23 protein-coding genes are annotated in these 24,547 nt (G+C 70.9%); 6 read left to right on the top strand and 17 right to left on the bottom strand.

Features of this window, described 5'->3' with window-relative positions:
- Position 1: 1 nt before the first annotated feature.
- From ACTJKJ_RS13385 to ACTJKJ_RS13355, 7 genes are all read right to left on the bottom strand, one after another.
- Positions 2-1,345, bottom strand: a complete 1,344-nt coding sequence (locus ACTJKJ_RS13385; RefSeq protein ID WP_147240503.1) for an extracellular solute-binding protein — start codon at positions 1,343-1,345, stop codon at positions 2-4.
- A complete protein-coding gene (locus ACTJKJ_RS13380) occupies positions 1,345-2,181 on the bottom strand; it encodes a carbohydrate ABC transporter permease (protein ID WP_091724724.1) in 837 nt (278 codons plus the stop codon). Before ACTJKJ_RS13380 ends, ACTJKJ_RS13385 begins: the two co-directional genes overlap by 1 nt.
- Positions 2,178-3,104, bottom strand: coding sequence for a carbohydrate ABC transporter permease (locus ACTJKJ_RS13375; RefSeq protein WP_183491739.1), 927 nt, complete (start codon positions 3,102-3,104; stop codon positions 2,178-2,180). The genes ACTJKJ_RS13380 and ACTJKJ_RS13375 overlap by 4 nt, the downstream gene beginning before the upstream one ends.
- Positions 3,101-4,192: an ABC transporter ATP-binding protein gene (locus ACTJKJ_RS13370; protein WP_440820744.1), complete on the bottom strand. Its 1,092-nt coding sequence runs from the start codon at positions 4,190-4,192 to the stop codon at positions 3,101-3,103. The genes ACTJKJ_RS13375 and ACTJKJ_RS13370 overlap by 4 nt, the downstream gene beginning before the upstream one ends.
- Before the next feature lie 71 nt (positions 4,193-4,263).
- Positions 4,264-5,208: an arabinan endo-1,5-alpha-L-arabinosidase gene (locus ACTJKJ_RS13365; protein WP_440820743.1), complete on the bottom strand. Its 945-nt coding sequence runs from the start codon at positions 5,206-5,208 to the stop codon at positions 4,264-4,266.
- Positions 5,209-5,315: 107 nt separating this feature from the next.
- Entirely contained in the window at positions 5,316-6,764 is a 1,449-nt protein-coding gene (locus ACTJKJ_RS13360; protein ID WP_183479730.1) for an aldehyde dehydrogenase family protein, read from the bottom strand.
- A 71-nt stretch (positions 6,765-6,835) separates the two neighbouring features.
- The gene (locus tag ACTJKJ_RS13355) at positions 6,836-7,765 is read right to left on the bottom strand and encodes a dihydrodipicolinate synthase family protein (protein WP_091724729.1); all 930 of its coding nucleotides are present in this window, start codon (positions 7,763-7,765) and stop codon (positions 6,836-6,838) included.
- A 183-nt stretch (positions 7,766-7,948) separates the two neighbouring features.
- On the opposite strand from ACTJKJ_RS13355, the gene ACTJKJ_RS13350 reads away from it, so the two are divergent.
- The 3 genes from ACTJKJ_RS13350 to ACTJKJ_RS13340 are packed head-to-tail and all read left to right on the top strand — an operon-like array spanning position 7,949 to position 10,724.
- Positions 7,949-8,701 carry an SDR family NAD(P)-dependent oxidoreductase gene (locus tag ACTJKJ_RS13350; RefSeq protein WP_297382172.1) on the top strand — a complete coding sequence of 251 codons (753 nt, stop codon included), beginning with the start codon at positions 7,949-7,951 and terminating at the stop codon, positions 8,699-8,701.
- Complete coding sequence (locus ACTJKJ_RS13345) at positions 8,698-9,672, top strand: SMP-30/gluconolactonase/LRE family protein (protein ID WP_440820742.1); 975 nt, start codon at positions 8,698-8,700, stop codon at positions 9,670-9,672. Before ACTJKJ_RS13350 ends, ACTJKJ_RS13345 begins: the two co-directional genes overlap by 4 nt.
- Entirely contained in the window at positions 9,669-10,724 is a 1,056-nt protein-coding gene (locus tag ACTJKJ_RS13340) for an aldose epimerase family protein (RefSeq protein WP_440820741.1), read from the top strand. Before ACTJKJ_RS13345 ends, ACTJKJ_RS13340 begins: the two co-directional genes overlap by 4 nt.
- Before the next feature lie 58 nt (positions 10,725-10,782).
- On the opposite strand, the gene ACTJKJ_RS13335 is transcribed toward ACTJKJ_RS13340, so the two are convergent.
- The 7 genes from ACTJKJ_RS13335 to ACTJKJ_RS13305 all read right to left on the bottom strand — a co-directional run bounded on the left by ACTJKJ_RS13335 (position 10,783) and on the right by ACTJKJ_RS13305 (position 18,904).
- Positions 10,783-11,010 (bottom strand): hypothetical protein, encoded by a 228-nt coding sequence (locus ACTJKJ_RS13335; RefSeq protein WP_297382166.1) that lies wholly within the window; start codon positions 11,008-11,010, stop codon positions 10,783-10,785.
- 83 nt (positions 11,011-11,093) lie between these two features.
- The gene (locus ACTJKJ_RS13330) at positions 11,094-11,315 is read right to left on the bottom strand and encodes an AbrB/MazE/SpoVT family DNA-binding domain-containing protein (protein ID WP_091724734.1); all 222 of its coding nucleotides are present in this window, start codon (positions 11,313-11,315) and stop codon (positions 11,094-11,096) included.
- 195 nt (positions 11,316-11,510) lie between these two features.
- Positions 11,511-14,699 carry an efflux RND transporter permease subunit gene (locus ACTJKJ_RS13325; protein ID WP_440820740.1) on the bottom strand — a complete coding sequence of 1,063 codons (3,189 nt, stop codon included), beginning with the start codon at positions 14,697-14,699 and terminating at the stop codon, positions 11,511-11,513.
- A gap of 10 nt (positions 14,700-14,709) precedes the next feature.
- Positions 14,710-15,996: an efflux RND transporter periplasmic adaptor subunit gene (locus ACTJKJ_RS13320; RefSeq protein ID WP_297382161.1), complete on the bottom strand. Its 1,287-nt coding sequence runs from the start codon at positions 15,994-15,996 to the stop codon at positions 14,710-14,712.
- Positions 15,997-16,004: 8 nt separating this feature from the next.
- Complete coding sequence (locus ACTJKJ_RS13315; protein WP_440820739.1) at positions 16,005-17,309, bottom strand: TolC family protein; 1,305 nt, start codon at positions 17,307-17,309, stop codon at positions 16,005-16,007.
- Positions 17,310-17,444: 135 nt separating this feature from the next.
- Positions 17,445-17,825 carry a cobalt-zinc-cadmium resistance protein gene (locus tag ACTJKJ_RS13310; protein WP_440820738.1) on the bottom strand — a complete coding sequence of 127 codons (381 nt, stop codon included), beginning with the start codon at positions 17,823-17,825 and terminating at the stop codon, positions 17,445-17,447.
- On the bottom strand, positions 17,795-18,904 hold the full coding sequence (locus tag ACTJKJ_RS13305) for a beta family protein (protein WP_440820737.1): 1,110 nt from the start codon (positions 18,902-18,904) through the stop codon (positions 17,795-17,797). The genes ACTJKJ_RS13310 and ACTJKJ_RS13305 overlap by 31 nt, the downstream gene beginning before the upstream one ends.
- A gap of 256 nt (positions 18,905-19,160) precedes the next feature.
- Here ACTJKJ_RS13305 and ACTJKJ_RS13300 point away from each other — a divergent pair, with 256 nt between their 5' ends.
- Entirely contained in the window at positions 19,161-20,213 is a 1,053-nt protein-coding gene (locus ACTJKJ_RS13300; RefSeq protein ID WP_440820736.1) for an alpha/beta fold hydrolase, read from the top strand.
- Between the two features lie 190 nt (positions 20,214-20,403).
- Here the strand turns inward: ACTJKJ_RS13300 and ACTJKJ_RS13295 are convergent, their stop codons facing one another.
- Positions 20,404-20,850: a DUF4148 domain-containing protein gene (locus ACTJKJ_RS13295; RefSeq protein ID WP_175538280.1), complete on the bottom strand. Its 447-nt coding sequence runs from the start codon at positions 20,848-20,850 to the stop codon at positions 20,404-20,406.
- A gap of 137 nt (positions 20,851-20,987) precedes the next feature.
- Here ACTJKJ_RS13295 and ACTJKJ_RS13290 point away from each other — a divergent pair, with 137 nt between their 5' ends.
- Positions 20,988-21,893 (top strand): ATP-binding protein, encoded by a 906-nt coding sequence (locus ACTJKJ_RS13290; protein WP_440820735.1) that lies wholly within the window; start codon positions 20,988-20,990, stop codon positions 21,891-21,893.
- Entirely contained in the window at positions 21,890-23,209 is a 1,320-nt protein-coding gene (locus ACTJKJ_RS13285; RefSeq protein WP_440820734.1) for a 3-oxoacyl-ACP reductase, read from the top strand. Before ACTJKJ_RS13290 ends, ACTJKJ_RS13285 begins: the two co-directional genes overlap by 4 nt.
- An 81-nt stretch (positions 23,210-23,290) precedes the next feature.
- Here the strand turns inward: ACTJKJ_RS13285 and ACTJKJ_RS13280 are convergent, their stop codons facing one another.
- Positions 23,291-23,446 (bottom strand): DUF3309 family protein, encoded by a 156-nt coding sequence (locus ACTJKJ_RS13280; protein ID WP_091725332.1) that lies wholly within the window; start codon positions 23,444-23,446, stop codon positions 23,291-23,293.
- Positions 23,447-23,579: 133 nt separating this feature from the next.
- Complete coding sequence (locus tag ACTJKJ_RS13275; protein ID WP_183491755.1) at positions 23,580-24,470, bottom strand: LysR family transcriptional regulator; 891 nt, start codon at positions 24,468-24,470, stop codon at positions 23,580-23,582.
- Between the last annotated feature and the right edge of the window lie 77 nt (positions 24,471-24,547).

Below are 24,547 nucleotides of genomic sequence, written 5' to 3'. Positions count from 1 at the left end.
CTCAGCGCCTCACCTTCTTCAAGGCCTTGTTGACCTGCTTCTCGACGTCGTCCTGCACCTCGGCGATGGGCTTGCCGGATACCAGCAGGTTGCTCACGTCCTCGCCGATCAGCAGCTCGACCGCCCGCTGCGTCGGCACGCTGCTGGGCATGGACGCGCCGGTGCGGGTGATCTCGGCCAGGTTCTCGCGGAACGGCAGCGCGCGGAAGGCCGCGCTCTGCGCCACCGAGCGCCGCACCGGCAGATGGCCGGTGCGCGCCCATTCGGCGCTGCGTTGCCAGATGAACTGGAGCAGCTTCAGCGCCGCCGCATGTTGCTCCGGCGTGGCGGCGCCGCCCTTGAAGAGCGCCCAGCTGTGACCGTCGGCGAAGACCGCCGGCCGCTGGTACAGCTGCGGGAACGGCACGACGGTGTAGCCGCCCTTGAGCGGCGACTCGGGCTTGCGGGCCTCGCGCAGGAACTGGTCGATCGTCCAGGTGCCGACCACCACGACACCGGCCTCGCCGTTGAGGAAGGCCTGGTTGGCCGCGCCGTAGTCGAGGTTGGGCTTCACATGCCCCTCGGCATAGAGCCGCTGCATCAGCGACAGGGCATTGACCACCTGCGGCTGGTGCATGTCGATGCGCCGGCCGTCGTCGCTGAACAGCTTCGTGTCCTGCTGCGCGATCAGCGTCTGGAAGGTGCGGTTGGTCGCCGCCGTCTCCTTCACGATGGCCCAGGCGAACAGCGGCTTGCCGGTCCGCTGCTTGAATTGGCGCGCCATCGCGAGCAGCTCGTCCGGCGAATGCGGCAGGCGCGGCTTGCCATCCGCACCCATCAGGCCGGCCTGCCCCATCAGCGTGGTGTTGATGTGCCACAGCCAGGCCCAGGTATCGAAGGGGAGCGCGTAGATCTGGCCGTTCAGCGTCACGCCGCGGCGGGCATGGTCGGTGAAGTCGTTCACGTCGATGCCCAGTGCCGGCAGCGACGCATCCAGCGGCTCGATCAGGCGGCGGCGAACGTAGTCACCGAGCGCCGATTCGTGCATCACCGCCACCGTCGGGATGTCCTTGGCCACCAGACGCGCGGTCAGTTGGTCGTAGTACGGCGCCCACTCGGCCGTCTGCGTCTTCACGCGGATGCCGTCGGTGTTGGTGGCGTTGAACTCGTTGACCATCGCGGTCACGATGCCGCATTCGCCCACGCCCTGGCTCGCGTCGTTCACCGCGCCGAACTTTGCGTCGCAGCTGCCGAAGAAACGCATCAGCGTGATCTCGGTCTTGGGCGCGGGTTCGGCGTGGTTGTCGCCGCAACCGGCCAGCACCGCCGCGCCGGCCAGCATGACCATGAACAGGGAGCGCTTCATCACGACCGCCCCGTTCCCGCGACGGCGGTCACCAGATGCTTCTGGAAGAAGAGATAAATCATCAGCACCGGGGCGCCGGCGAAGACCGCCTGCGCCATGAGGAAGCCCAATCCCTCCGACTGGGCGAAGTTGGTCTGCGTGGAAGCCAGGCCCCGCGTCAAGGTGTACATCTCCGGCTTGGTCGCGATGACCAGCGGCCAGAGGTAATCGTTCCAGCAGGCCAGGAAGGTGAAGATGCCCAGCGTCGCCTGCGCCGGCAGCGTCAGCGGCAGCACCACCTTGAAGAAGGTCTTGAAGCGCGAGGCGTTGTCCAGCATCGCCGCCTCCTCCAGGTCGATCGGGACGGCCTTGAAGTACTGCGTCATCAGGAAGACTCCGAACGGCGCGGCCAGTCCCGGCAGCGCCAGCCCGGCGTAGGTGTTCTGCAGGCCCCAGTCGGAGAACAGCCGGTGCAGCGGGATGAAGACGCTCTGCGAGGGCACGGCCAGGCCGAAGAGCACCAGCGGGAACAGCCAGCGCCGGCCCGGGAACTCGCAGCGCGCGAAGCCGTAACCCGCCAGCGAGGACAGCACCAGCACGCCCAGCGTCTGCAGCGCCGCCACCAGCGCGCTGTTACCCAGCCAGCGGAACACCGCCGAGGTCTGCAGGATGTCGGCGTAGTTGGCCAGGGTGTAGGGCGGCGCCAGGAAGACGTCGGTGCGGACCATCAGCAACTCGTTGGGCTTGAACGAGAGCGCCAGCACCCACAGCAACGGCAGCATCCACAACGCGGCCAGCAGCACCAGCGCGGCCATCACCGCGCGGTCGAACCAGCCCTTGCGCAACATCGGGGTCATCGACGCGCTCCTTGCGCGGCTTCGCGCCGCTCCAGCCACATCTGCACGCTGACGCCGACCAGCATCACCGCCAGCAGGACCTGCGACGCCGCCGTGGCGTAGCCCAGCGAGAGCTGCATGAAGGCCTGCTCGTAGATGAACTGCACGATCGGCCGGGTGGTGTTGTTGGGACCGCCGTTGGTCATGAGCATGATCTGCGGGAAGACCTGGAACTGGCGGATCACCTCGATGACGGCCACCAGCGCGACCGTGCGCTTGAGCGCCGGCAAGGTGACATGCGTCAAGGTGCGCCAGCGGCTGGCGTTGTCCAGCGCGGCGGCCTCGTAGACGTCGGACGGGATCTGCTGCAGCGCCGAGAGGAAGAGCATCATCGGCAGGCCGATGATCCACCACACCGTCACCAGCGCGAGCGTGGGCAGGGCCAGCAGGTCGCTGGTGAGCCAGGGCAGCTGCGGCAGGCCGAGGGCGGCGCTGCCCTGCGCGATCAGGCCGCGCTCGGGCATCAGCGCGAGTTGCCAGACCAGCGTGATCAGCGTGACGGAGAAGACGCTGGCGCAGAAGAAGACGGCGCGCAGGAAGGCGGCCAGCTTGCCCGGCCGGTTCAGCGCCAGCGCCAGCATCAGCGACAGGCCGACGAAGACCGGCACGCTCAGCAGCACGAAGCGGATCGTGTTCCAGACGACCTGGTGGAAGACGTCGTCGGCAAGCAGCTCGCGGTAGTTCTGCCAGCCGATGAAGAAGCTGTCGTTGGACAGCAGGTCGTGGTCGTGGAAGCTGATGAACCAGCCTTTGGCCAAGGGCCAGAGCAGCAGCAGCGCGTAGACCGCGACGAAGGGCAGCACGAACAGCGCATGCGCCGGGCGCGAGGCGCGAAGGCCCACCGCCGCGCGCGTCCCCGCACCGCTCGGGACCTCTGGACTCATGCCACCGCTCCCTGCGCCGACGCGTGGTGCGCCAGTCCCTGCTTGTCGAAGAGATGCGCCTCGTCCATCGCGAGGTCCAGCTGCACCGTCTCCCCGGCCGTCGGCGACACGCCCGCGACCGTGGCGATCGCGCGGGTGCCGTCGACCAACCGCACATGCGCCAGGGTCCGCTCACCCAGGAACTCGACCATCTCCACCTGCGCCGGCAGCGGCCCGCGCGCCGCGGTGACGAGGTGCTCGGGACGGATGCCGAGCGTGAGCTCGCTGCCCGGCACCGCCGCCTCGACCTGCGTCCCGATCTCCTGGCCCCCCGGCAGCTCGACCACCGCCCGTCCCTGCCGGTCCGCCAGCCGCCGCACCGGGATGAAGTTCATCCCCGGCGTGCCGATGAATCCAGCCACGAAGCGCGTCGCCGGCCGGCGGTAAAGCTCCGCCGGCGGCGCGACCTGCTCGATGCGGCCCGCATTCATCACCACGATGCGGGTGGCCAGCGTCATCGCCTCGATCTGGTCATGGGTGACGAAGACCATGGTCGCGCCCAGGCGCCGGTGCAGCTGCGCCAACTCCAGCCGCGTGCGGCCGCGCAGCGCCGCATCCAGGTTGGACAGCGGCTCGTCGAAGAGGAAGATCGCCGGCTCCTTCACCACCGCGCGGCCGATCGCCACGCGCTGCCGCTGGCCGCCGGACAGCTGCCCCGGCTTGCGCGCCAGCAGCGCGTCGAGCTCCAGCATCCGCGCCGCTTCCTGGATGCGGCGGTCGATCTCGGCCTCGGTCAGCTTGATGTTGCGCAGGCCGAAGGCCAGGTTGTCGCGCACCGTCATGTGCGGATACAGCGCGTAGTGCTGGAACACCATGGCCAGCTGCCGCAGGCCCGGCGCCGCATGGGTGACGTCCTGCCCGCCGATCAGGATGCGTCCGGCGGTCACTTCCTCCAGCCCGGCGATCATGCGCAGCAGGCTGGTCTTGCCGCAGCCCGACGGGCCGAGGAACACGATGAACTCGCCCGGCGCCACGTCGAGCGACAGGTCGGGGATGACCTGCACCGCGCCATAGCGCTTGCCGATCTGCTCCAGCTTGAGGGCTGCCAACGGAATGTCTCCTGAATCCTGATGGGAAGGCCGAGGATCGTGTCGATCTTCTCCGGCCGCATGAAATTCGCCTACAGCTGGGGCCAGCCGTCCTCGGTCCAGCGCAGCGCGTCGATGCGCAGCTTGGGTTTGCCGCCGTCCTCGGCGTCATAGGCGTGACGCACGATCCAGCGGCCGGCCACGTCCTGGTGGCCCGGACCGATCCAGCGCCCGGCGCCCTGCTCCACCACCGTGCCGCCGCCGTCCAGCATCGCCCGGCCGTCGCGGTCGAGGAAAGGGCCCGTCGCCGACCGCGCTCGGCCGACGCGGATGTTGTAGGTACTGGCCGTGCCGCGGCAGCAGAAGTCGTGCGAGGCGAACAGGTAGATCCACTCGCCATGCCGCACGATGGTCGGCGCCTCGATCGCGTCGCCGCTGCCCACGCCGTCCTTGCCGTGGCCGCGCGCGATGAAGCGCGTCGGCCCGGTCGGCCGCATCGTGGCGGGGTCGAACTCGACCACGCGGAGGCCGCCCCAGAAGGAGCCGTAGCTCAGCCACAGCCGGCCGTCGCCACCCGCCGCGCGGTCATCGATGAACAGGTCGGGATCGATCGCGTTGAAGTCGTCGCCCTCGACGCTCTTCACGACCAGGCCCTCGTCGCGCCACGGCCCGTCCAGCGACGCGCTGCTCGTCAGCCCGATCGCCGAGCGGTTCTTGCCGAAGGTCGAGATCGAATACAGCAGCCAGTAGCGCCCGTGCAGCGCGAAGACCTTGGGCGCCCAGACGTCCAGCCCGCGATGCGCGGGCACCGCCTCGGCCCACCAGGCCGGCGCCTGCTGGAGCGCCGGCGCCAGGCGCGACCAGCCGCGGCCGTCCTCCGAGCGCAGGTGCTGGATGCCGTTGCCCGTGGTGAAGACGTGCAGCACGCCGTCGCGCTCGATCAGCGTCGGGTCATGCGCGCCGGGGGCGAGCTCCGCCGCTTGCCGGTCGCCACCCGACGACGCGACGGACGGCGCGATGGGCGCGCAACCCGCCATCAATGCCGCTGCGAGCCAGGCCGTCAGCGCAACGCTGGCCGCCCGTGCGAGCGAGACCCGACGCGCAGGTCGATGCGGACGATGACGGGGCTGCGCGCCTTGCATGGTCAGCCGGCGAAGGTGTAGGCGGTCTTCACGGTCGTGTAGAACTCGCGGGCATGGGTGCCCTGCTCGCGCGGCCCGTAGCTCGAGCCCTTCGTGCCGCCGAAAGGCACGTGGTAATCGACGCCGGCGGTCGGCAGGTTGACCATCACCATCCCGGCCTGCGCATGCAGCTTGAAGTGGCTCGCATGCTTCAGCGACCGGGTGCAGATGCCGGCGGACAGGCCGAACTCGGTGTCGTTGGCCAGCGCCAGCGCCTCGTCGTAGTCGCGCACCCGCACGACGTTGGCCACCGGGCCGAAGACCTCCTCGCGGCTGATCGTCATCGCGTTGGTCGTGCCGGTGATCAGCGCCGGGCGCTGGTAGAAGCCCTTCGTCTCGCGCTCGACCACATCGCCGCCGAAGGCGAGCGTTCCGCCCTCCCGCTGCGCGATGTCGACGTAGCGCAGGTTCTGCTCGAGCTGGCGCTGGTCGACCACCGGGCCGATGTCGGTGCCGGCCTTGAGCGCGTGGTCGATCTTCAGCGTGCCCAGCTTGGCGACGACGGCCTCGACGAAGCGGTCGTGGATGCCCTCGGTGACGAGGATGCGGCTCGACGCGGTGCAGCGCTGGCCGGTCGAGAAGAAGGCGCTCTGCACGGCCGAGTTCACGGCCACGTCCAGGTCGGCGTCGTCGAGCACGACCAGCGGATTCTTGCCGCCCATCTCGGCCTGCACCTTGGCCTGGCGCGCGGCGCAGGCGGCGATGATGCGGCGGCCGGTGCCCACCGAGCCGGTGAAGCTGATGGCCTTGACGCGCGGCGAGTCGACCAGCGTCTGCCCGACCTGCGAGCCCGCGCCCATCACCAGGTTGAAGACACCCTTGGGCAGCGCGGTGCGCGACAGGATGTCCGCCAGCGTCCAGCCGCAGCCCGGCACCAGCTCCGCCGGCTTGAAGACCACCGTGTTGCCGTAGGCCAGCGCCGGCGCGATCTTCCAGGCGGGGATCGCGATCGGGAAGTTCCACGGCGCGATCAGGCCGACGACGCCCACCGGCTGGCGCAACACGTCCACCGACACGCCGGGACGCACCGAGGCCACCGTCTCGCCGCCGCAGCGCAGCGCCTCGGCGGCGAAGAACTTGAAGATCATCGCGGCGCGGTGCGTCTCGCCCATGCCCTCGGGCAGCGTCTTGCCTTCCTCGCGCGACAGCAGCCGGCCGATCTCCTCGCGGCGCGCCAGCAGCTCGTTGCCGACCGCGTCCAGCACGTCGAAGCGCTGCTGCGGCGTGCTCGCCGCCCATGCGGGGAACGCGGCCTGCGCCGCGGCGATGGCGGCCTCGGTCTGCGCGGCGTCGGCCTGCGCGTACAGCCCGATCACGTCGCTGGTGTCGGACGGATTGATGTTGGGCCGCTGGTCCACGCCGGCGACCCATTCGCCGGCGATGTAGTTCTTGAATTCAGGAATGGCGCTCATGACGGTCCTTGCTGACCCGCGTCGCTCACGGCGTCACGGCGGGTCTGAAAGTGAGGGAGAAGAAGGCGGACTCAGCGGCCCCAGCGCAGCACCAGCGGATCGAGCCGCCTTGCCGCGTCGAGCAGGCCGGCCCGCACCTGCGGGTTCATCGTCGGGAACGGATGGCGCGGTGCGTCGCACGCGATCACGCCGCCCTCCTTCATCAGCGCCTTGGCGGTCAGGATGCCGCCCTGGCGGTTCTCGTAGTTGATCAGCGGCAGCCAGCGGCCGTATTCGGCCACGGCGGTCTCGCGGTCACCGGCGGCGTAGGCGTCGACGATGCGACGGATGCCGTCCGGATAGGCACCGCCGGTCATCGCGCCGGTGGCGCCGGCATCCAGGTCGGCCAACAGCGTGATCGCCTCCTCGCCGTCCCAGGGACCCTCGATCGCCTCGCCGCCCAGCGCGATCAGCTCGCGCAGCTTGCTGGCGGCGCCGGCGGTCTCGATCTTGAAGTAGCGGACCTGCTCGATCTCCTTGGCCATGCGGGCCAGGAACGGCGCCGGCAGCGGCGTGCCCGACATCGGCGCGTCCTGGATCATGACGGGAATGTCGATCGCATCGGACAGGCGCGCGTAGAACTCGAAGATGCCGGCCTCGCCCACCCGCAGCGTCGCGCCGTGGTACGGCGGCATCACCATCACCATCGCCGCGCCCAGGTCCTGCGCCAGGCGGCTGCGCTCGGCGCAGATCTGCGTGCTGTAGTGGGTGGTGGTCACGATGACCGGCACGCGACCGGCGACATGCTCCAGGATCGTGCGCGTCAGCACCGCGCGTTCGTCGTCGCCGAGCACGAACTGCTCGGAGAAATTCGCCAGGATGCACAGGCCGGTGGAGCCGGCATCGATCATGAAGTCGATGCAGCGCTTCTGGCTTTCCAGATCGAGGCCGCCCTGGGCGTTGAAGGTCGTGGGCACGACCGGGAACACGCCCTTGTAGGGCCGGGGGAAGCTCAGGCTCATCTTGTCTCCAGAGGATCGGTGATTCTTGTTGGATCGAATTAAAGTATTACTTTATTGATTCACGTATCGGTGCAAACCCTCATTCATGGCTTCTTCACTTCTCAAATAGTCAGACTTATAGAATCAGCACCACGACACACCCACAAGGGCGCGACACTCGCGTCCGACAACGACGGAGACACCATGACCAGCGCCCTCTATCCCAGCCTGCGCGAGCAGCGCGTGCTCATCACCGGTGGCGCGACCGGCATCGGCGCGACGCTGGTCGAGCGCTTCGCCGCCCAGGGCGCGCGGGTGGGATTCATCGACATCGCCGCGGACGCCGGGCGCGAGCTCGCGGCGCGGCTGCCGGGTTGCGCCTTCGTCGCGGCCGACCTGACCGACATCGCGCAGTTGCGCGCCGCGATCGCGACGCTGCGCGAGCAGCTCGGCGGCCCGTTCAAGGTGCTGCTGAACAACGCCGCCAACGACAAGCGCCATCCGCTGGAGGACGTCACGCCCGAGTTCTGGGACCAGGCGATGGCCGTCAACATCAAGCACCAGTTCTTCGCCGCGCAGGCGGTGGCGCCGGACATGAAGGCGCTGGGCGGCGGCTCGATCATCAACTTCGGTTCCTTCAGCTGGATGCTGATGCAGGGCGGCATGGCGGCGTACACGACCTCCAAGGCCGGCGTGCAGGGGCTGACGCGCTCGCTGGCGCGCGACCTCGGGCCCTTCAACATCCGCGTCAACACGCTGGTGCCGGGCTGGGTGATGACCGAGAAGCAGCTCAAGCTCTGGGTCAACGACGAGACCAAGAAGGAGATCGACGCCAACCAGTGCCTGAAGCAGCCGCTGATGCCGGACCATGTCGCGGCCATGGCGCTGTTCCTGGCGGCGGACGACAGCGCGATGTGCAGCGCGCAGGACTACATCGTCGACGGGGGCTGGGCATGAGCGCCGGGCTGGCATCGCCGGCAGCCGCCCCGCGCGGCGCCGCCGGAGCGGCGGAAGCGGCCCGCGTGCATGTGGACGGGCGGGACCGGCTCGGCGAATGCGCGCTGTGGTGCGAGCGCGAGCAGGCGCTGTACTGGACCGACATCGACAACCAGCGGCTCTTCCGCTGGCGGGCCGAGGCCTCGGCCACCCGCGAGACGGGCGGGCCGGCGCTGGCCGGCGAGATCACCGAATGGCCCATGCCGGAGCCACTGGGCAGCTTCGCGCTGTGCGACCAGCCGGGGCAGCTGCTGCTGGGGCTGGCCTCGGGCGTGGCGATGTTCGACCTGGCCACCGGCGAGGTCGGACCGCTGACGCCGGTCGAGGCCGATGAGCCGCGCACCCGCATCAACGACGGCCGCTGCGATCCGCAGGGGCGTTTCGTGTTCGGCATGTTCAACCCGCACGGCGCGGCGGTGGGCGGTTATTACCGCGCGGCCATGGCGGGCGTCGGCATCGGCCGCGGCCTGGCCATCGAGCGCTTGCCGCTGCCGCCGGGGATCGTCGGCAACTCGCTGAACTTCAGCCCCGACGGCGGCACGCTGTACTACACGGACTCCCCCACCCGCACGATCTGGGCGATGGATTACCACGCCGACGGGCGGCTCGGGGAGCGCCGCGTCTTCGCGCAGTTGCCGATGGACGGCGGCGAGCCGGACGGCGCGGCGGTCGATGCCGACGGCGGCCTGTGGTCGGCCATCTGGGGCGATGGCGTGGTGATCCGTTTCGACGCGCAAGGCCGCGAGACACTGCGCCTGTCCGTGCCGGCCTCGCAGCCGACCTGTCCGGTCTTCGGCGGGCCGGCGCTGGACCGGCTCTTCGTCACGACTGCGCGCCGGCAATGCGAACATGAGCCGCTGGCCGGCGCGCTGTTCGAGCTCGATCCACACGGCCATCGCGGCCAGGTTCCTCACCGGTTCAACACACGATGACAGCGATTCAACAACGGGTCTACGGCCACCTGCCCGACGGCCGGCCGGTGCATGAATTCACGATGGACAACGGACGCGGCCTGCGGCTGTCGGCGATCACCCATGGGGGCATCGTCACGCGGCTGGAGGTGCCGGATGCGCGGGGCGAATCGGCCAACGTCGTGCTGGGCCTGCCTACGCTCGAGGACTACGTGCTGCGCAATCCGCATTTCGGCGTGATCGTCGGCCGGTATGGCAACCGCATCGCGGGCGCCACCTTCCGGCTGGACGGTGAACGCCACACGCTGGTGGCCAACGACGGCGGCAACTGCCTGCACGGCGGCCCACGCGGATTCGGCCACCTGCTGTGGCGGGCGGAGGCCGAAAGCGACAGCTGCCTGCGGCTGGAACTCGACAGCCCGGCGGGCGACCAGGGCTTCCCGGGCCGGCTGCGGGCGGTGGTGCGGTACCGGCTCGATGACGAGATGGGCTGGGCCATCGAGTACGAAGCCACGACCGATGCGCCGACGGTGGTCAACCTGACGCATCACGACTACTTCAACCTGGCGGGTCGCGGGTCGGTGCTGGGCCATGAACTGCAGATCTTCGGCAGCCGCTATTGCGAGGTGGACGAAGCGCTGATTCCGACCGCGATCGCGACGGTGGCCGGAACACCCTTCGACTTCCGCGAGCCACGGGTGATCGAGTCGCGGCTGCGCCAGGCGCATCCGCAGTTGCAGCGCGGCAAGGGCTATGACCACAACTGGGTGCTGGACGCGCCTTTCGATGGTCGACTGCACCTGGCGGCACGGCTGCGCGATCCCGTCTCGGGCCGAAGCATGGAGGTCCTGACCACCGAGCCGGCGATGCAGTTCTACTCCGGCAACTTCCTGGACGGCAGCCTGCTCGGCAGCGAGGGCGCCTTCTATCGGCAGGGAGATGGCCTCTGCCTGGAGACGCAACACCATCCGGACTCGCCAAACCGACCGGCGAGCCCCGACTGGCCGTCCACGATCCTGCGACCCGGCGAGGTCTATCGCAGCGTGACGCTGCATCGCTTCGGCGCTGCCTGAGCCGGGGCTCGTCAAACGAACGACCGCACCACGGTGCGGTCGTCGATGACCCCACAGATCACAGCGCGGCGGGCGCGTTGTCGTCTCTTTCGTCGTGGGACGACTCATCGCGCCTGGGCCACGGCTCCACGACCACAGTTGCGGGAGCGGCTTTGACGGTCACGCGCACGCTCCCGTCTTCCTGCAGCTCCCAGAAGAACCGCGTGTCCAGCTTCGCGCCCGTCGCCTTGCGGATCTCCTTCGGGACGAGGATCCGGCCGTTCATCTCCATGCGGGTCATCGGCACCTGAGTCTCCTGGCGGCCTCAGCGCATGAGTTCAGCGCCGGCCAGCATCAACCGGATCAGAATGTTCGTGTCGACCGCACACATCATCGGAACGGGTTCATGTCTTCCACGGACACGCTGATGCCGGGTGCGGGCTTCAGCATGCCGGCGAGCTCTTCGAACGTCACCGTCCTGGCAACCACCTGGATGGTCCCGTCCCTCATCAGGACCCAGAGGAACTCGGTTCCCGGCTTGGCATTCACCGCCTGACGAATCTCCCGGGGGACCGTCAGGCGTCCGTTCGCGGACATCGTCGAAATGGGCATGGCCCTCTCCTTGCTAAGTGAGCTGCCCACTCTAGGAAGACGGCCCGCGGAGTTCCATGGCCCTCATGTGTCGAGATCGCCTCACGCCGACTTCGACAAGGCAGCGCACTGCCTCCGATGCGGGGCAGCGCGCCGCCACGCGGGTCGTCTCCCGACGTCCGGGTTGCGCGGATCACCCGGGTCGGAGCGCCCGCCTCAGGACGCCACCGGGTCCCGCGTCGGACCCTGATCAGGCAGCGCAGACGCCTGCATCAACACCGGCTCATCGCGCCGGTAGGCCCACCGGTACAGCACCGGCAGCACCAGCAGGGTCAGCGCCGTCGACGACAGGATGCCGCCGATCACCACCGTCGCCAGCGGTCGCTGCACCTCCGCCCCGGTGCCCGTGGCCAGCGCCATCGGCACGAAGCCCAGCGAGGCCACCAGTGCCGTCATCAGCACCGGCCGCAGGCGCGTCAGCGCGCCCTCGTGGATGGCCACGTCCAGCGGTCGGCCCTGTTCCCGCAACTGCCGGATGAAGGCGATCATCACCAGCCCGTTGAGCACCGCCACGCCGCTGAGCGCGATGAAGCCCACCGCCGCCGAGATCGACAGCGGGATCCCCCGCAACCACAGCGCCAGCACGCCCCCGGTCAGCGCGAAGGGAATGCCCGAGAACACCAGCAACCCATCCCGCGCGTTGCCGAACATCGCGAACAGCAGGGCGAAGACCAGCCCCAGCGCCACCGGCACCACCACGCGCAGGCGCTCGCTGGCGGACTGCAGGTTCTCGAACTGCCCGCCCCAGCCGAGCCAGTAGCCGGACGGCAGCATCACCTGCTCGCTCACCGCCCGCTGCGCCTGCGCGACGAAGGAACCGAGGTCGCGGCCGCGCACATTGGCGCTGACCACCACCCGGCGCTTGCCGTCCTCGCGGCTGACCTGGTTCGGCCCCGGCGCCAGCGACAGCGTCGCCAGCGCCGACAGCGGCAGGAAACGCACCGCGCCGTCCGCGCCCTTGGGCAGCGGCACCGGCAGCCGCTCGATCGCCGACAGGTCGGTGCGCAGCGCCTCGGGCAGGCGCACCACGACCGGGAAGCGCCGGTCGCCCTCGAACAGCGTCCCCGCGGTCGCGCCGCCGGTGGCCGTGGCCACCAGCTCCTGCACGTCCAGCAGGTTCAGGCCGTGCCGTGCAACCTGCTCGCGGTCGATGTCCACCGTGAGCATCGGCAGGCCGGTCGTCTGCTCGACGTTGACCTGCGTCGCGCCCTCGATCCCGCCCAGCACCGCGGCGATGCGCGCCGCTGCCGCGTCCAGCTGCGCCATGTCGTCGCCGAAGACCTTCACCGCCACGTCCGAGCGCACGCCCGAGATCAGCTCGTTGAAACGCAGCTGGATCGGTTGCGAGAACTCGTAGTTCTGCCCCGGCAGCGTGGCCAGTTCCGCCTGCACCGCTTCGATCAGCGCCTCGCGCGTGCGCCGGGGCTCGGGCCACTGGTCGCGCGGCTTGAGCATCACGTAGGCATCGGAGATGTTGGGCGGCATCGGGTCCGCCGCGATCTCGGCCGTGCCGGTGCGCGAGAACACCCGCTCGATCTCCGGGAACTTCTGCTTGAGCCGCGCCTCCAGCTGCCGCTGCATCGCCACCGATTGCGTCAGGCTGGTACCCGGTAGCCGAAGCGCCTGCACCGCGAAGTCGCCCTCGTCCAGGCTGGGCACGAACTCGCTGCCCAGCCGCGTCGCCAGCAGCGCGGACAGCACCACGGCCACGACCGCGCCGGTGATGACCACCGGCCGCGCCGCCATCGCGCGGCCCAGCAGCGGCTCGTAGGCGCGATGCGCCCAGGCCATCAGGCGGCTCTCCTTCTCCTGGACCTTGTCGCCGATGAACAGCGCCACCGCGGCCGGCACGAAGGTGATCGACAGGATCATCGCGCCCAGCAGCGCCAGCACCACCGTCACCGCCATCGGATGGAACATGCGGCCCTCCACGCCGGTGAGCGCGAAGATCGGCAGGTAAACCACCATGATGATCAGCTGCCCGAACAGCAGCGGCCGGCGCGCCTCCTGCGCCGCGGCGAAGACTTCATGGAAGCGCTCGCCACGCGTCAGCGGCCGGCCCAGTCGCGCCTGCGCATGCGCCAGCCGCCGCACGCAGTTCTCGACGATCACGACCGCCCCGTCCACGATGATCCCGAAGTCCAGGGCGCCCAGGCTCATCAGGTTGGCGCTGACCTTCTGGCTGACCATGCCGCTGAAGGTGAACAGCATCGACAGCGGGATGACCATCGCCGTCAGCACCGCCGCGCGCAGGTTGCCCAGGAACAGGAACAGCACCGCGATCACCAGCACCGCGCCTTCGACCAGGTTCTTCCTCACCGTGGCGATGGCCTTGTCCACCAGCACCGTGCGGTCGTAGACGGTGACCACTTGCACGCCCTTGGGCAGCGTGGTGGCGACCGCCTTCATCTTGCGGTCCACCGCCTGCGCGACGCTGCGGCTGTTCTCGCCGCTCAGCATGAACACGGTGCCCAGCACCACCTCGCGGCCGTTGTCGGTCGCGGCGCCGCCACGCAGTTCCTTGCCGATGCCCACCTGCGCCACGTCGCGCACCCGCACCGGCACGCCGCCGTCGCTGCGCAGCACGACCTGGCCGATGTCGGCCAGGCCGCGCAGCTGGCCGGGGGCGCGGATCAGGTACTGCTCGCCGCGCCGCTCGATGTAGCCCGCGCCGACATTGGCGTTGTTGCGCTCCAGCGCCGCGACCACGTCCGCCAGCGTCAGCCCGTGCGAGGACAGCCGGCCGGGATCGGGCGCGATCTCGAACTCCTTCGCGAAGCCGCCGATCGTGTTGACCTCGGTCACGCCCGGCACCGTGCGCAGCTGCGGCTTGACGACCCAGTCCTGCAGTTCGCGCAGGTCGGTCGGCGTGTAGGGCGTGCCGTCGGCCTTGCGCGCGCCCTCCTCGGCCTCGAGGGTCCACTGGTAGATCTCGCCCAGGCCCGTGGACACCGGCCCCATCGCCGGCGTCAGGCCGTCGGGCAGCTGCTCGCGCGCGGCCTGCAGCCGCTCGTTGACCAGCTGCCGCGCGAAATGGATGTCGGTGCCGTCGCGGAAGATCACCGTGACCTGCGACAGCCCGTAGCGGGACAGCGAGCGGGTCTGCTTCAGCCCCGGCAGCCCCGCCATCGCGGTCTCCACCGGGAAGGTCACGCGCTGCTCGGTCTCCAGCGGCGAATAGCCCGGCGCGCCGGTGTTGATCTGCACCTGGACGTTGGTGATGTCAGGCACGGCGTCGATCGGCAGCTTCTGGTAGCTGAAGACCCCCAGCGCCGCCATGCCCAGCACGGCCAGCAGCACCAGCCAGCGGTGCTCGATGGCGAATCGGATGATGCGTTCGAACATGCTGCCTCCGTCAGTGCGAATGGGTCGCCGAGCCCTTGCCGGCCTCGGACTTGATGACGAAGGCATTGCGCGTCGCGACCCGCGTGCCGGGCTTCAGGCCCTCGAGGACCTCGATGCGTTGCCCGTCGGCTCGACCGGTCTTCACCGGCTGCGCGGCGAAGCCCTCGGGCACCCGCACGAAGACGACCGGCCGGTCCTCGACGACCTGCACCGCCTCCGCCGGCACGGTGACCGGCGCCGACGTCTCGCCGGTCACCAGGTCCACGTCGACGAACAGGCCGGGTCGCCAGGCGCCGTCCGGGTTCGACAAGGCGATCCGGGCCTGGGCCGTGCGGGTCTGCCCGCCGATCAGCGCGCCGACGTAGGTGACCGAGCCCGGCGCCGACTGCTCGAAGGCGGTGGCGCGCACCACGGCGCGCGCGCCCACACGCACCTTGGCCAGGTCGGCGGCGGGCACGTCGATCCGCGCCCAGACGGTGCGCAGGTCCGACAGCACGAAGGCGCTGGCGTCCTCCTTGACCTGCTCGCCCAGCGCGAGATGCTTCTCGACGACGACGCCATCGAAAGGCGCGCGCAATTCGAAGCGGTTGAGCGCGCCGCCGGTCGGCGACGCGCCCACGGCCTGCAGCTTCTGGCGCGCGTTGGCGACCGCGATCTCCGCCTCGCGCAGCGCCTGCTCGGCCACGTCGACGTCCTGGCGGGGCGAGATCTTCTCCTCCCACAGCTGGCGTTCGCGCTCGAAGGTCGTGCGCGCCAGCTGCAGCCGCTTCTGCGCGGCGAGCCACTCGCTGCGCTGGTCCGACACCTGCGCGCTGGCGATGACCGCCAGCAGCTCGCCCTTGCGCACCGCCTGGCCGAGCGCCGCCGGCACCGCCTCGACGACCCCGGCCACGCGCGGCACCACATGCGCGGTGCGGTCCTCGTTGAAGCCGATCTCGCCCGGCAGGCGGGTGGTCGCGCGCAGGGTCGCCGGTCCGGCGGCCTCGAGCGCGATCGCGGCGGCCTGGACCTGCGCCTCGCTCATGGCGACGGTCTCGGGCGCTGCGGCCGAGCCCGCATGCCCGTGCTCATCCTTCGCCGCAGCCGGCCGCGCACCCGGCGCCTCGTCATGCCCGTGGTCATCGTGTCCGTCCTCGGCGTGCTCGCCGTGGCCCTTGGGCGAGGAAGCAGGCCCCGAGGCCAGGATCGCGGCGCCGCCGCCCAGGCCGATGGCCAGCAGCACCGCGATCGCGATCCGTTGCCGCTTCGGCAGCGCGTGGCCCGAGGCGGTCTTGTCGTCTTGCTTGTTGAAATTCATCGTCGTTCTCACGGTTGCTGGGCGGGGGCGCCGAGGCGCCGGTCGAGTTCGGCCTGGGCGCGGTAGGCCTTGGCCAGCGCGTCCAGGAGCTGCGTCCGCGCCTGCAGCCAAGTGCGCTGCGCGTCGAGCACGTCCAGGAAGCCGAACTTGCCGAGCTCGAAGCCGCGGCTCGCGGCGGTGTAGGCCTCGCGCGCGCCGGGCAGCACCTCGCGGCGCAGCGCCTCGACCTCGTCGGCCCGGGCCCGCAGTTCGTCGGCGGCGGCCAGCACCTCGGCTCGCAGGCGCTGCGATTCCGCCTCGGCGCGCTGCTCGGCCGCCTGCCGGCGCTTGAGGGCCTCGCGCTGCGCGCCCTGGTTGCGATCGAACAGCGGCAGCGGCAGCGACACGCCGATGACGGCCTGGCTGCGGCCGATCTCCTGCGAGCGCTTCGCGCCCAGGCTCACCGTCAGGTCGGGGATCCGCTGGGTGCGCGCCAGGTCATAGGCGGCCTGGGCCTGCTCGACGTCCAGCCGAGCCCGGCGCAGAGCCGGCGCATCGGCCAGCCGCCGGCCGACCTCGGCCGCATCCGGCAACGACGGCAGCGCGTCCGCGCGACCGTCGAGCGCGCCGATCGTGGATTCCTCCACGCCGATGGCGGCCGCCAGCACATGCCGCGAGGCGAGCTGCTCGGCCTGCGCCTGGCGCCATTCGATTCGCGCCGTCGACACCGCGACCCGGGCCCGGGTCTCATCGATCGGCGACAGCTTGCCGGCCGCCACGCGGCGCGCGGTCGCACCGGCGCCGTCGCCGGCGATGCGCAGCGACTCCTCGGCGCTCTGCAGGCGCTCCTGCGCCAGCAAGGCAGCGAAGAAGGCCTGGACCACCTCGGCGCGCAGCTCGGCGCGCACGGTGTCGAGTTCCGCCTGCGCCAGGTCGCGACCGCGCCGGGCCCATTCGGTCCGGGCGGCGCGCTGGCCGCCGATCTCCAGCGGCTGGCTCAGCAGGACGGTGACCGTGCGGGTCTCGCGCCGGGTGTCCTCCTGCTCGAGGCTCAACGTGGGATTGGGCGGCAGAGCCGCTTGCCGCACCGCGCCGTCGGCGGCCTCGACGTCGAAGGCGGCCGCGCGCAGCCGCGGGTGCGCGCCCAGGGCGCGCTCGATGGCCGCTCCCAGCGAGAGCGGCTGGAGCGTGTCGGGCCGCAGCGAGGCGGCTGGGGGTGGAGATCCGGCATCGGACGAGGGCCCGGCGGTGACCGGACCGGACGAGGCCCGGCTCGCCAGGGGAAGAAGGGACAGCAGTGCCGCGCTGCACAGCGGCACCAGGAACTTGCGCATCGGAGACTCCGGCGTTGCGCCCGCCGCCGCGTGGAGCGACGGGCAGGAAAGGGATCAACGGGGAATCGGCGAGCGCCTGAGGCCTCGGCCAGGTCGAGGCGGTCGAGGATCAGGGAAGGACGAGGCGCCCGCCGCTCAGGCGGTGCGCCAATTGGGGCGTTCGCGGCGGTCAGGGCCGCGCGAGGACCAGGACTCGGGCGCGGCGGCGCGAGCGATCGGCCCGTTCACGGCGGGCAGCTCCAGCGGCGTGCTCGCCACCGGCTGGGTGTGCCCCAGATGGCAGAAGCCGCAGTCGTCGTCAACGCAGGGCGTCGGCAGATGGGTGGCCTTGGCGGCGTCGGCGGATGGGGCCTCCGGCGAGAAGCCAGACCGATGCTCGCCCTCATGACGATGCTCGTGATGCCCGACATGACGGGCGGCGGGATCGTCCTCATGCCCGCAATAGGTCGCCGCCACCGCCCAGCTCAGCTGGAGCGGCACCAGGATCAGCAGGAAGACGGCGAACCAGCGGCGCATGGGGCGCGAGTATAGGCGGCCGCTTCCTCGATCATCTCGTCGACCTGCGTCGCCAGATGCAGGTTGACACGCACCGCGGTCCACTCCTCCCGGCCGCGCGCGAAGGCCCGGCCGTTCGCGGCCTCCTGGATCGCGTGCTCGCCCCAGAGGCCGCGTTCCCCGAAGCCCGGCGCGCCCGAGACGATCGCCGACGCCGCCTCCAGGCTGGCCTCGTCGACGGTCGATCGCAGTCGTCGCTCGAAGCGCCATTCGCCCTGGTGCGAGTAATCGATCCGCACCAGGCCCGGCGGCCACTCGGCGCCAGGCTCGCTCGGCACGTGGACCGCCCCATGGTCGCCATAAGCGACCCGCGCCGAGGCGCCCACCCGTCGATGCAATTCCCGCTCGAGCAGGGCCAGGCGCCCCGAACGCGGGAACTCGCCGGTCGGCGCGCGGCCCACGGCCTGCGCCGCGGAGGGAAAGCTGTTGCCCATCACCACGACGCGCAACTCGGGCCATCTGGCCCGCCAGCGCAGCACCAGGTCGCGCGCGTTGCCCGCGCAGCCCAACAGCCAGTCCCGCTCGGTCCCGAAGTCCAGGACGACCAGCGCCCGCCCGGGCGCGTCGAGCTGGTCCAGCGCCAGCTCGACGCCGCTCGTCAAGGGCACCGCGCCGCGCAGGCGGAAGACGACCAGCCCGAACTCGCGCTCGATGTCCACCGCCTGCTGCGCGACGGCACGTGGGTTGGCACCGTCGGGCGCCTGGACCACGGGCAGCGCGCCCGGATGGTCCTGGACGAACTCGCGCCAGAGCCGGAACCCCTGCGCCGGATCGACCAGCTGCCGCCAGGCCGCGGCATGCTCGGACGGCGCACGGCCGAGGTCCACCAGGTAGGGCAGCGAGCGCATCACCTCTTCCGCCTGCCGGGCGGCATGGCGGAAGTCCACCAGGGCGGGCATCCGCGGCGTCGGCGTCAGCGTGAGCAAGGGCAGCATGCGGCGCTTGCGCGCCCGATCGAGCTCGCGCAGGCCCAGCAGTTCCGCCGGCTGCGTCCGCAGCGAGGGAAAGTAGACGACCTCGTCCAGCGACACGTCCTTCATCGACTCCTCCTTGGGGCCCCGCCCCGGTCGCGGACGCCCCGCGCGCCCGGTCCGCGCAGGCTAGGAACGCGGGGCCTCGCATGCCAGCGGCGGGATTGATCGATGTCAGGAATCGCAGCGGACGACGCGTTTGTATGCCGCTGTATCTGCTGGCGCCCGGGCGACACCGGCATGCACCCCGGCCGGCAATTCGACAAGCCGGCGATACATCCGCCCGGTCCACTGGGGCCTTCGCCACCACACCCTGGAGACCGACATGACCGAGGCCTTCCTGCCCCGCCGCCGCTTCCTGATCAGCGCCGCTTCGGCGGCCACCGCCGTTGCCCTCCCGACCGGCCTGAGCCGCGCCGCCACCGCCGCGCCCGCGGGTGACACGCCCGGCGCCAGCGGATCCCCGCTCACCGTTTCGCCGGCCTTCGGCGTCCTGAAGGAGATCGACGCCGGCGACCTGCGGGTGGGCTACGTCGAAGCGGGCCCCGCCGACGGCCCGCCGGTACTGCTGCTGCATGGCTGGCCGTATGACGTCCATACCTACGAGGCGGTCGCGCCCCTGCTGGCCGCGGCCGGACATCGCGTGATCGTTCCCTACGCGCGGGGTTACGGCACGACGCGCTTCCTGTCGGCCGGCACGCCTCGCAACGGCCAGCAGGGCGCGCTGGCCAGCGACGCCATCGCCTTGCTGGACGCGCTGCGCATTCCGAAGGCGCTGGTCGCCGGCTGCGACTGGGGCGCGCGCACGGCGGGCATCCTGGCCGCGTTATGGCCGGAGCGCTGCGAGGCGCTGGTGTCCGTCAGCGGCTACCTGCTGGTCAGCCGACAGGTCAACCAGCAGCCGCTGCCGCCGGCGGCCGAGCTGCAATGGTGGTACCAGTACTACTTCGCGACCGAGCGCGGCCGCCTGGGCTACCAGCAACACCGCGAGGCCTTCGCGCGGCTGATCTGGCAACTGGCCTCGCCGCAGTGGCGCTTCGACGACGCGACCTTCGCGCGCAGCGCGGCCGCATTCTTCAACCCGGACCATGTCGACATCGTCGTGCACAACTACCGCTGGCGCCTGGGGCTGGCCGAGGGCGAGCCGCGCTTCGATGCGATCGAGGCCCGCATCGGCGCGGCGCCGGTGATCGGCATTCCGACGATCACGCTGGAGGGCGATGCCAATGGCGCGCCTCATCCGTCGCCCGCCGCCTATCGTCCCAAGTTCAGCGGGCATTACGAGCACCGCGACCTGCGCGGTGGCATCGGCCACAACCTGCCGCAGGAAGCGCCGAAGGCGTTCGCGCAAGCCATCCTCGACGTCAGGCGGTTCTGAGCGCCTCAGAATTTCCGGTGCGGAAACGAAAGCGGGGTTCCCAAGCGGGAACCCCGTTGCTCGAAGTGGGATGACCGTTCGGTACGGGTCGGGTCATCCAAAGTCCATCCTGCGGTCCATCAGGCCAGCACGGTTCCGGTCGGACCCGACGAGCGGATCGTCACGGCCGGTGCGGGATCTGAGGGAGCGATCAGCGAGTGGACGAACGCGCCGCCTCGAACTCCGGCGCATACCCCTGCTCGCTCCACAGACGCTCCAGCGTCCCGTCGGCGCGAGCCTGTTCCAGCTCATCCATGACCTGGGCACGTGTCTTGCCGCCCGCAGCAGGTGCGGAGAAACGCACTTCGCTGCTGGTGTCCGACGACATGCCCACCGTCACATCGGCATCGGCCTGGTGATTCGAATACTGCACGTCCATGCCTCGGGCTTCATCGAAGTCCGGCGCATAGCTGTGCTCCCCCTGCAACTGGGCCAGGGTGCCGTCCGCGCGGGCCTGCTCCAGTTCCGCGATCACCTGGTCGCGGGACTTGGGCCCGGACACGATCTCTTCCTCCACCTGGGCGAACGCGGGCACGGCCAGTGCGGCGGCCAAGGCCGCGGCGCCCAGGGGAATCGACAGCTTCTTGAAGTGATGCATGGTGAAACTCCTTCGGTTGAAAGTGGTCCAGCACGCGTGATCCATCGCGTTGCCACGGAGCGGATCCCGCTGCGTCGGCGCGCTTTTCAAACGCCTTGGGATCGACTCTACGCAGCCCGCGCTGACACGAGGCGGACATGCGGATGACCGTTTTGTCATCGTTGCGCAGCGCGGGCGGATTGCTGCGCGCCCTGCGGCAACGCGTGGACCAGTTGACCGCGATGCTCGAGCGGCAGCGGCGTTCCTGCGCGCAGCGCGAGGCCTTCAGCGCGAACGTCGCGCATGAACTCCGCACGCCGCTGGCGACGCTGATCGCCGGCACCGAGCTGACCCTGCGCGAGGGCGGCTTGCCGCCGGCCGTCGCGGATCGCCTGGGCGGTCATCTCGAAGAACTGCATCGCATGCAGGACATCGTGGGCGACATGCTGTTCCTGTCCCGCGCTTACGGCGGCCAGCGCGCGCGGCGTCAAGCGGTCGACAGCCTGGCGGCGCTGGCGCGCGAGGTGGCGGACTATCACGATGCCGCGCTCGACGAAGCCGGACTGTCCCTGCGCATCGAGGGCGACGGCGCGGCCGAGGTCGATGCGGCGCTGCTCAAGCGCGCGCTGTCCAACCTGATCGACAACGCGACCCGCTATGCGACGCCGGGGAGCACGCTGCGCGTGGGCATCGAGCCGGTTCGAGGCGGTGTCGGCCGGCTGTGGGTCGCCAACCTCGGGCCGGTGATTCCGGCGGCCCGCCTGCCGAGGCTCTTCGACCGCTTCTATCGGGCGGAGTCCTCGCGCGAGTCGCAGTCGGTCGGCGCCGGGCCATCCGGGGAGCATCTGGGCCTGGGGCTGTCCATCGTCGACGCGATCGCGCGCATGCATGGCGGCGCGCCGTTCGCGCGGTCCGGCGACGGGGAGACGCGCATCGGGTTCACCTTGACCGGCGGCCGGCGCGCGCCCGCCTACACTGCGCGCCGGCCCGAGGCGACCCCCACCGGCGCGAGTGCGTCGACGCCGTCCGCCTCGACGAGTTCCCCGCCCGCCTCGCCCCGATGACCGATCGCCTGCTCTCCTTCGTCCAACATCCCCTGGGTCGCCGCGTCGCACGCGCGCTCGGCCTGCCGCAGCCGGTGCCGCTCCTGCGGCGCCACGATGCCTGGCAGGACCAGGAACTGGCGGGACGTCTCCTGCGCGTGATCGCGCCGGGGAGCGCGGCGCCGATGCCCTCGCTGCTGGCGGCCATCGCCGCGCAAGGCGGCACGGCGGCGGGCGACGCGCCGGCGAGCGCGCTGGTCATCGACGCCACCGGCTGCCGCGATGTCGCCGCGCTGCAGGCGCTGTTCATGCAGGCGCAGTTCGGCGTCTCGCGGCTGGCGCCCGGCGGCCGGGTCCTCGCGCTGAGCTCCTCCGGCGCGGCCAGTGCGGCCGAAGCCGCCTGCCTGCAGGCGGTGTCGGGTTTCATCCGCGCGCTGGCCAAGGAGATCGGTCGCCGCGGCGCGACCGCGAACGCGCTGGTGCTGGGCGAAGGCGCGGCGTCGGCCGAATCGCTGGCGGGCGCGCTGCGCTTCTTCGCGACGGACCGCTCGGCCTACGTGTCCGGACAGGTGCTCGCCTGGCGCAAGGAGGCGGCGCCCGCGCCTGACCGGCCGCAGCCGGTGGCGCTGGTGACCGGCGCCGCGGGTGGGATCGGCGCCGCCACCGCGCGCCGGCTGGCGCGTGACGGGCTGCGGGTGCTGTGTGTCGACGTGCCGGCGGCGCGCCAGCCGCTGGAGGCCCTGGCGCGCGAGATCGACGGTCCGCTGCTGGCCGCGGATCTGACCGCGGCGGGCACCGTCGACGAATTGGTCGACGCCGTGCGCCGGGTCGGTGGCGTCGACATGCTGGTGCACAACGCCGGCATCACGCGTGACCGCACGCTGGCGCGGATGTCGACCGCGGAATGGGATGCCGTGATGGCGGTGAACCTCGCGGCGATCCTGGCGATCGATGCGCGCCTGGACGAAGCGGGCTTGCTGAACCCGGGCATCCGCGAGGTCTGTCTGTCGTCGATCAGCGGCATCGCCGGCAACGCCGGCCAGACCAACTACAGCGCGTCGAAGGCCGCCTTGATCGGTTATGTCGCGGCGCGCGCCGAGCATCTGGCCGAACGCGGCGGCACGATCAACGCCGTGGCGCCGGGATTCATCGAGACCGCGATGACACGGCGCATGCCGCTGATGGTGAGGGAAGCGGGGCGCCGCCTGAATGCGCTCAAGCAAGGCGGCACGCCGGCGGACGTGGCCGAAGCGATCGCTTTCCTGGCCTCGCCCGCCGCGCATCCGCTGACCGGCCAGGTGCTGCGCGTATGCGGCCAGTCGCTGCTAGGCGCGTGATCGCTTGAGGCCATGGACGGGCGCCTGAGCGCCCGGCCCGCTGACGGGGCGTGAGCGCCCCGGTGGCCGCTGACCGACCGGTCAGATGTAGCCCATCAGCAGCAGGATGACCAGGATGAGCACCACCAGGCCCAGGCCGCCGCTGGGGTAGTAGCCCCATCCGCGGCTGTGCGGCCAGGCGGGCAGCGCGCCGATCAGGAGCAGGATGAGGACGACAAGCAGGATGGTGCTGATCATGCGGATCTCCGGCATCTTGTGAATCGATCCCGGCCGGCGCCCGGGAGCGCCGCCGGCAGATGCCTTTGCGTGGCAACCGCTGTGCCCGCGCCGTCGCTCGTTCCTTGTCCGCCCAAGCCGTGCCCTTTCCGACTCACCGCGCGCCGTCCCCCACCATGCGCATGAGCACCGCCGCCGTGCGCTGCATCAGCGGCGTCGCGCGCTTGCTGGTCGGCGTGACCAGGCAGAGCGTGCTCTGGATGTCCGCCCGCGCGAACGGCGTCGTGACCAGACGCTCCGGCCGCTCGTAGATCTGCAGCGCGTCCTCGCCCAGCGCCGCGTGGCCGATGCCCGCCGCGACGCAGTCCAGGATCGCCGGCACGCTCGCCACTTCCCAGCGCACGTCCAGCTGCACGCCCGCCATCGCCGCCGCCTGCTCCATCAGCGCGCGGAAGATGTGCCCCCGCTGCGGCATCACCAGCGGATAGCGGGACAGCTGCGACAGCGTCGGCGGCCGCGCCGGCGCCTGGTCCTTCGGGCTCACCAGGCACAGCCGCTCGCGGCGCAGCGGCAGGATCTCCAGCGCCGGCAGCGGCTCGGGGTTGTAGACCAGCGCCAGGTCGGTGCGCCCGGTCAGCAGCCACTCGGTCAGGTGCACCGAGAAACCCTCCATGATCGTCAGCCGCGCCTGCGGCATCTCCGCCTGGAACGCCCGGATCAGCGCCAGCGTGTGCAAGCGCGCCAGCGTCGGCGGCATCGCGATCGTGATCTGCCCCACCGGCTCGCTGCGGCGCGAGCGCAGGTCGTCCTTCGCGTGGCTCACCAGGTTGAGGATGTCCTGCCCGTGCTGCAGCAGCCGCCGCCCCGCCTCGGTCAGCGCCACGCCGCGCCCGTTGCGCAGCAGCAGGGTCTCGTGCAACTCCGTCTCCAGCGCCCGCACCTGCCGGCTCAGGGCCGGCTGCGCCACGCCGAGCACCATCGCGGCCTTGCTGAAGCTGCCGTGTTCGGCGACATGGACGAAGGTTTCCAGCTGAGTCAGGTTCATGCGGCGATGCTCTCACGATCCGGCATGGCCGGACCATCCGGTCCATGCCCGATCGGAATATCAGCTAGTGGAAGCTA

Origin of the sequence: Roseateles sp. 22389 (assembly GCF_052044995.1) — a bacterium.
Taxonomy (GTDB): Bacteria; Pseudomonadota; Gammaproteobacteria; order Burkholderiales; family Burkholderiaceae_C; genus Roseateles.
The sequence above is the reverse complement of the archived record's forward strand: the minus strand, read 5'-3'. Positions and strand labels throughout refer to the sequence as shown.

Coding starts and splice junctions, on each gene's coding strand:
- ACTJKJ_RS13300 (WP_440820736.1), top strand. CDS start 19,161: ATGACCGAGGCCTTCCTGCCCCGCCGCCGCTTCCTGATCAGCGCCGCT.
- ACTJKJ_RS13305 (WP_440820737.1), bottom strand. CDS start 18,904: ATGAAGGACGTGTCGCTGGACGAGGTCGTCTACTTTCCCTCGCTGCGG.
- ACTJKJ_RS13285 (WP_440820734.1), top strand. CDS start 21,890: ATGACCGATCGCCTGCTCTCCTTCGTCCAACATCCCCTGGGTCGCCGC.
- ACTJKJ_RS13280 (WP_091725332.1), bottom strand. CDS start 23,446: ATGATCAGCACCATCCTGCTTGTCGTCCTCATCCTGCTCCTGATCGGC.
- ACTJKJ_RS13320 (WP_297382161.1), bottom strand. CDS start 15,996: ATGAATTTCAACAAGCAAGACGACAAGACCGCCTCGGGCCACGCGCTG.
- ACTJKJ_RS13380 (WP_091724724.1), bottom strand. CDS start 2,181: ATGACCCCGATGTTGCGCAAGGGCTGGTTCGACCGCGCGGTGATGGCC.
- ACTJKJ_RS13325 (WP_440820740.1), bottom strand. CDS start 14,699: ATGTTCGAACGCATCATCCGATTCGCCATCGAGCACCGCTGGCTGGTG.
- ACTJKJ_RS13360 (WP_183479730.1), bottom strand. CDS start 6,764: ATGAGCGCCATTCCTGAATTCAAGAACTACATCGCCGGCGAATGGGTC.
- ACTJKJ_RS13350 (WP_297382172.1), top strand. CDS start 7,949: ATGACCAGCGCCCTCTATCCCAGCCTGCGCGAGCAGCGCGTGCTCATC.
- ACTJKJ_RS13275 (WP_183491755.1), bottom strand. CDS start 24,470: ATGAACCTGACTCAGCTGGAAACCTTCGTCCATGTCGCCGAACACGGC.
- ACTJKJ_RS13315 (WP_440820739.1), bottom strand. CDS start 17,309: ATGCGCAAGTTCCTGGTGCCGCTGTGCAGCGCGGCACTGCTGTCCCTT.
- ACTJKJ_RS13345 (WP_440820742.1), top strand. CDS start 8,698: ATGAGCGCCGGGCTGGCATCGCCGGCAGCCGCCCCGCGCGGCGCCGCC.
- ACTJKJ_RS13310 (WP_440820738.1), bottom strand. CDS start 17,825: ATGCGCCGCTGGTTCGCCGTCTTCCTGCTGATCCTGGTGCCGCTCCAG.
- ACTJKJ_RS13375 (WP_183491739.1), bottom strand. CDS start 3,104: ATGAGTCCAGAGGTCCCGAGCGGTGCGGGGACGCGCGCGGCGGTGGGC.
- ACTJKJ_RS13330 (WP_091724734.1), bottom strand. CDS start 11,315: ATGCCCATTTCGACGATGTCCGCGAACGGACGCCTGACGGTCCCCCGG.
- ACTJKJ_RS13365 (WP_440820743.1), bottom strand. CDS start 5,208: ATGGCGGGTTGCGCGCCCATCGCGCCGTCCGTCGCGTCGTCGGGTGGC.
- ACTJKJ_RS13355 (WP_091724729.1), bottom strand. CDS start 7,765: ATGAGCCTGAGCTTCCCCCGGCCCTACAAGGGCGTGTTCCCGGTCGTG.
- ACTJKJ_RS13385 (WP_147240503.1), bottom strand. CDS start 1,345: ATGAAGCGCTCCCTGTTCATGGTCATGCTGGCCGGCGCGGCGGTGCTG.
- ACTJKJ_RS13340 (WP_440820741.1), top strand. CDS start 9,669: ATGACAGCGATTCAACAACGGGTCTACGGCCACCTGCCCGACGGCCGG.
- ACTJKJ_RS13295 (WP_175538280.1), bottom strand. CDS start 20,850: ATGCATCACTTCAAGAAGCTGTCGATTCCCCTGGGCGCCGCGGCCTTG.
- ACTJKJ_RS13290 (WP_440820735.1), top strand. CDS start 20,988: ATGCGGATGACCGTTTTGTCATCGTTGCGCAGCGCGGGCGGATTGCTG.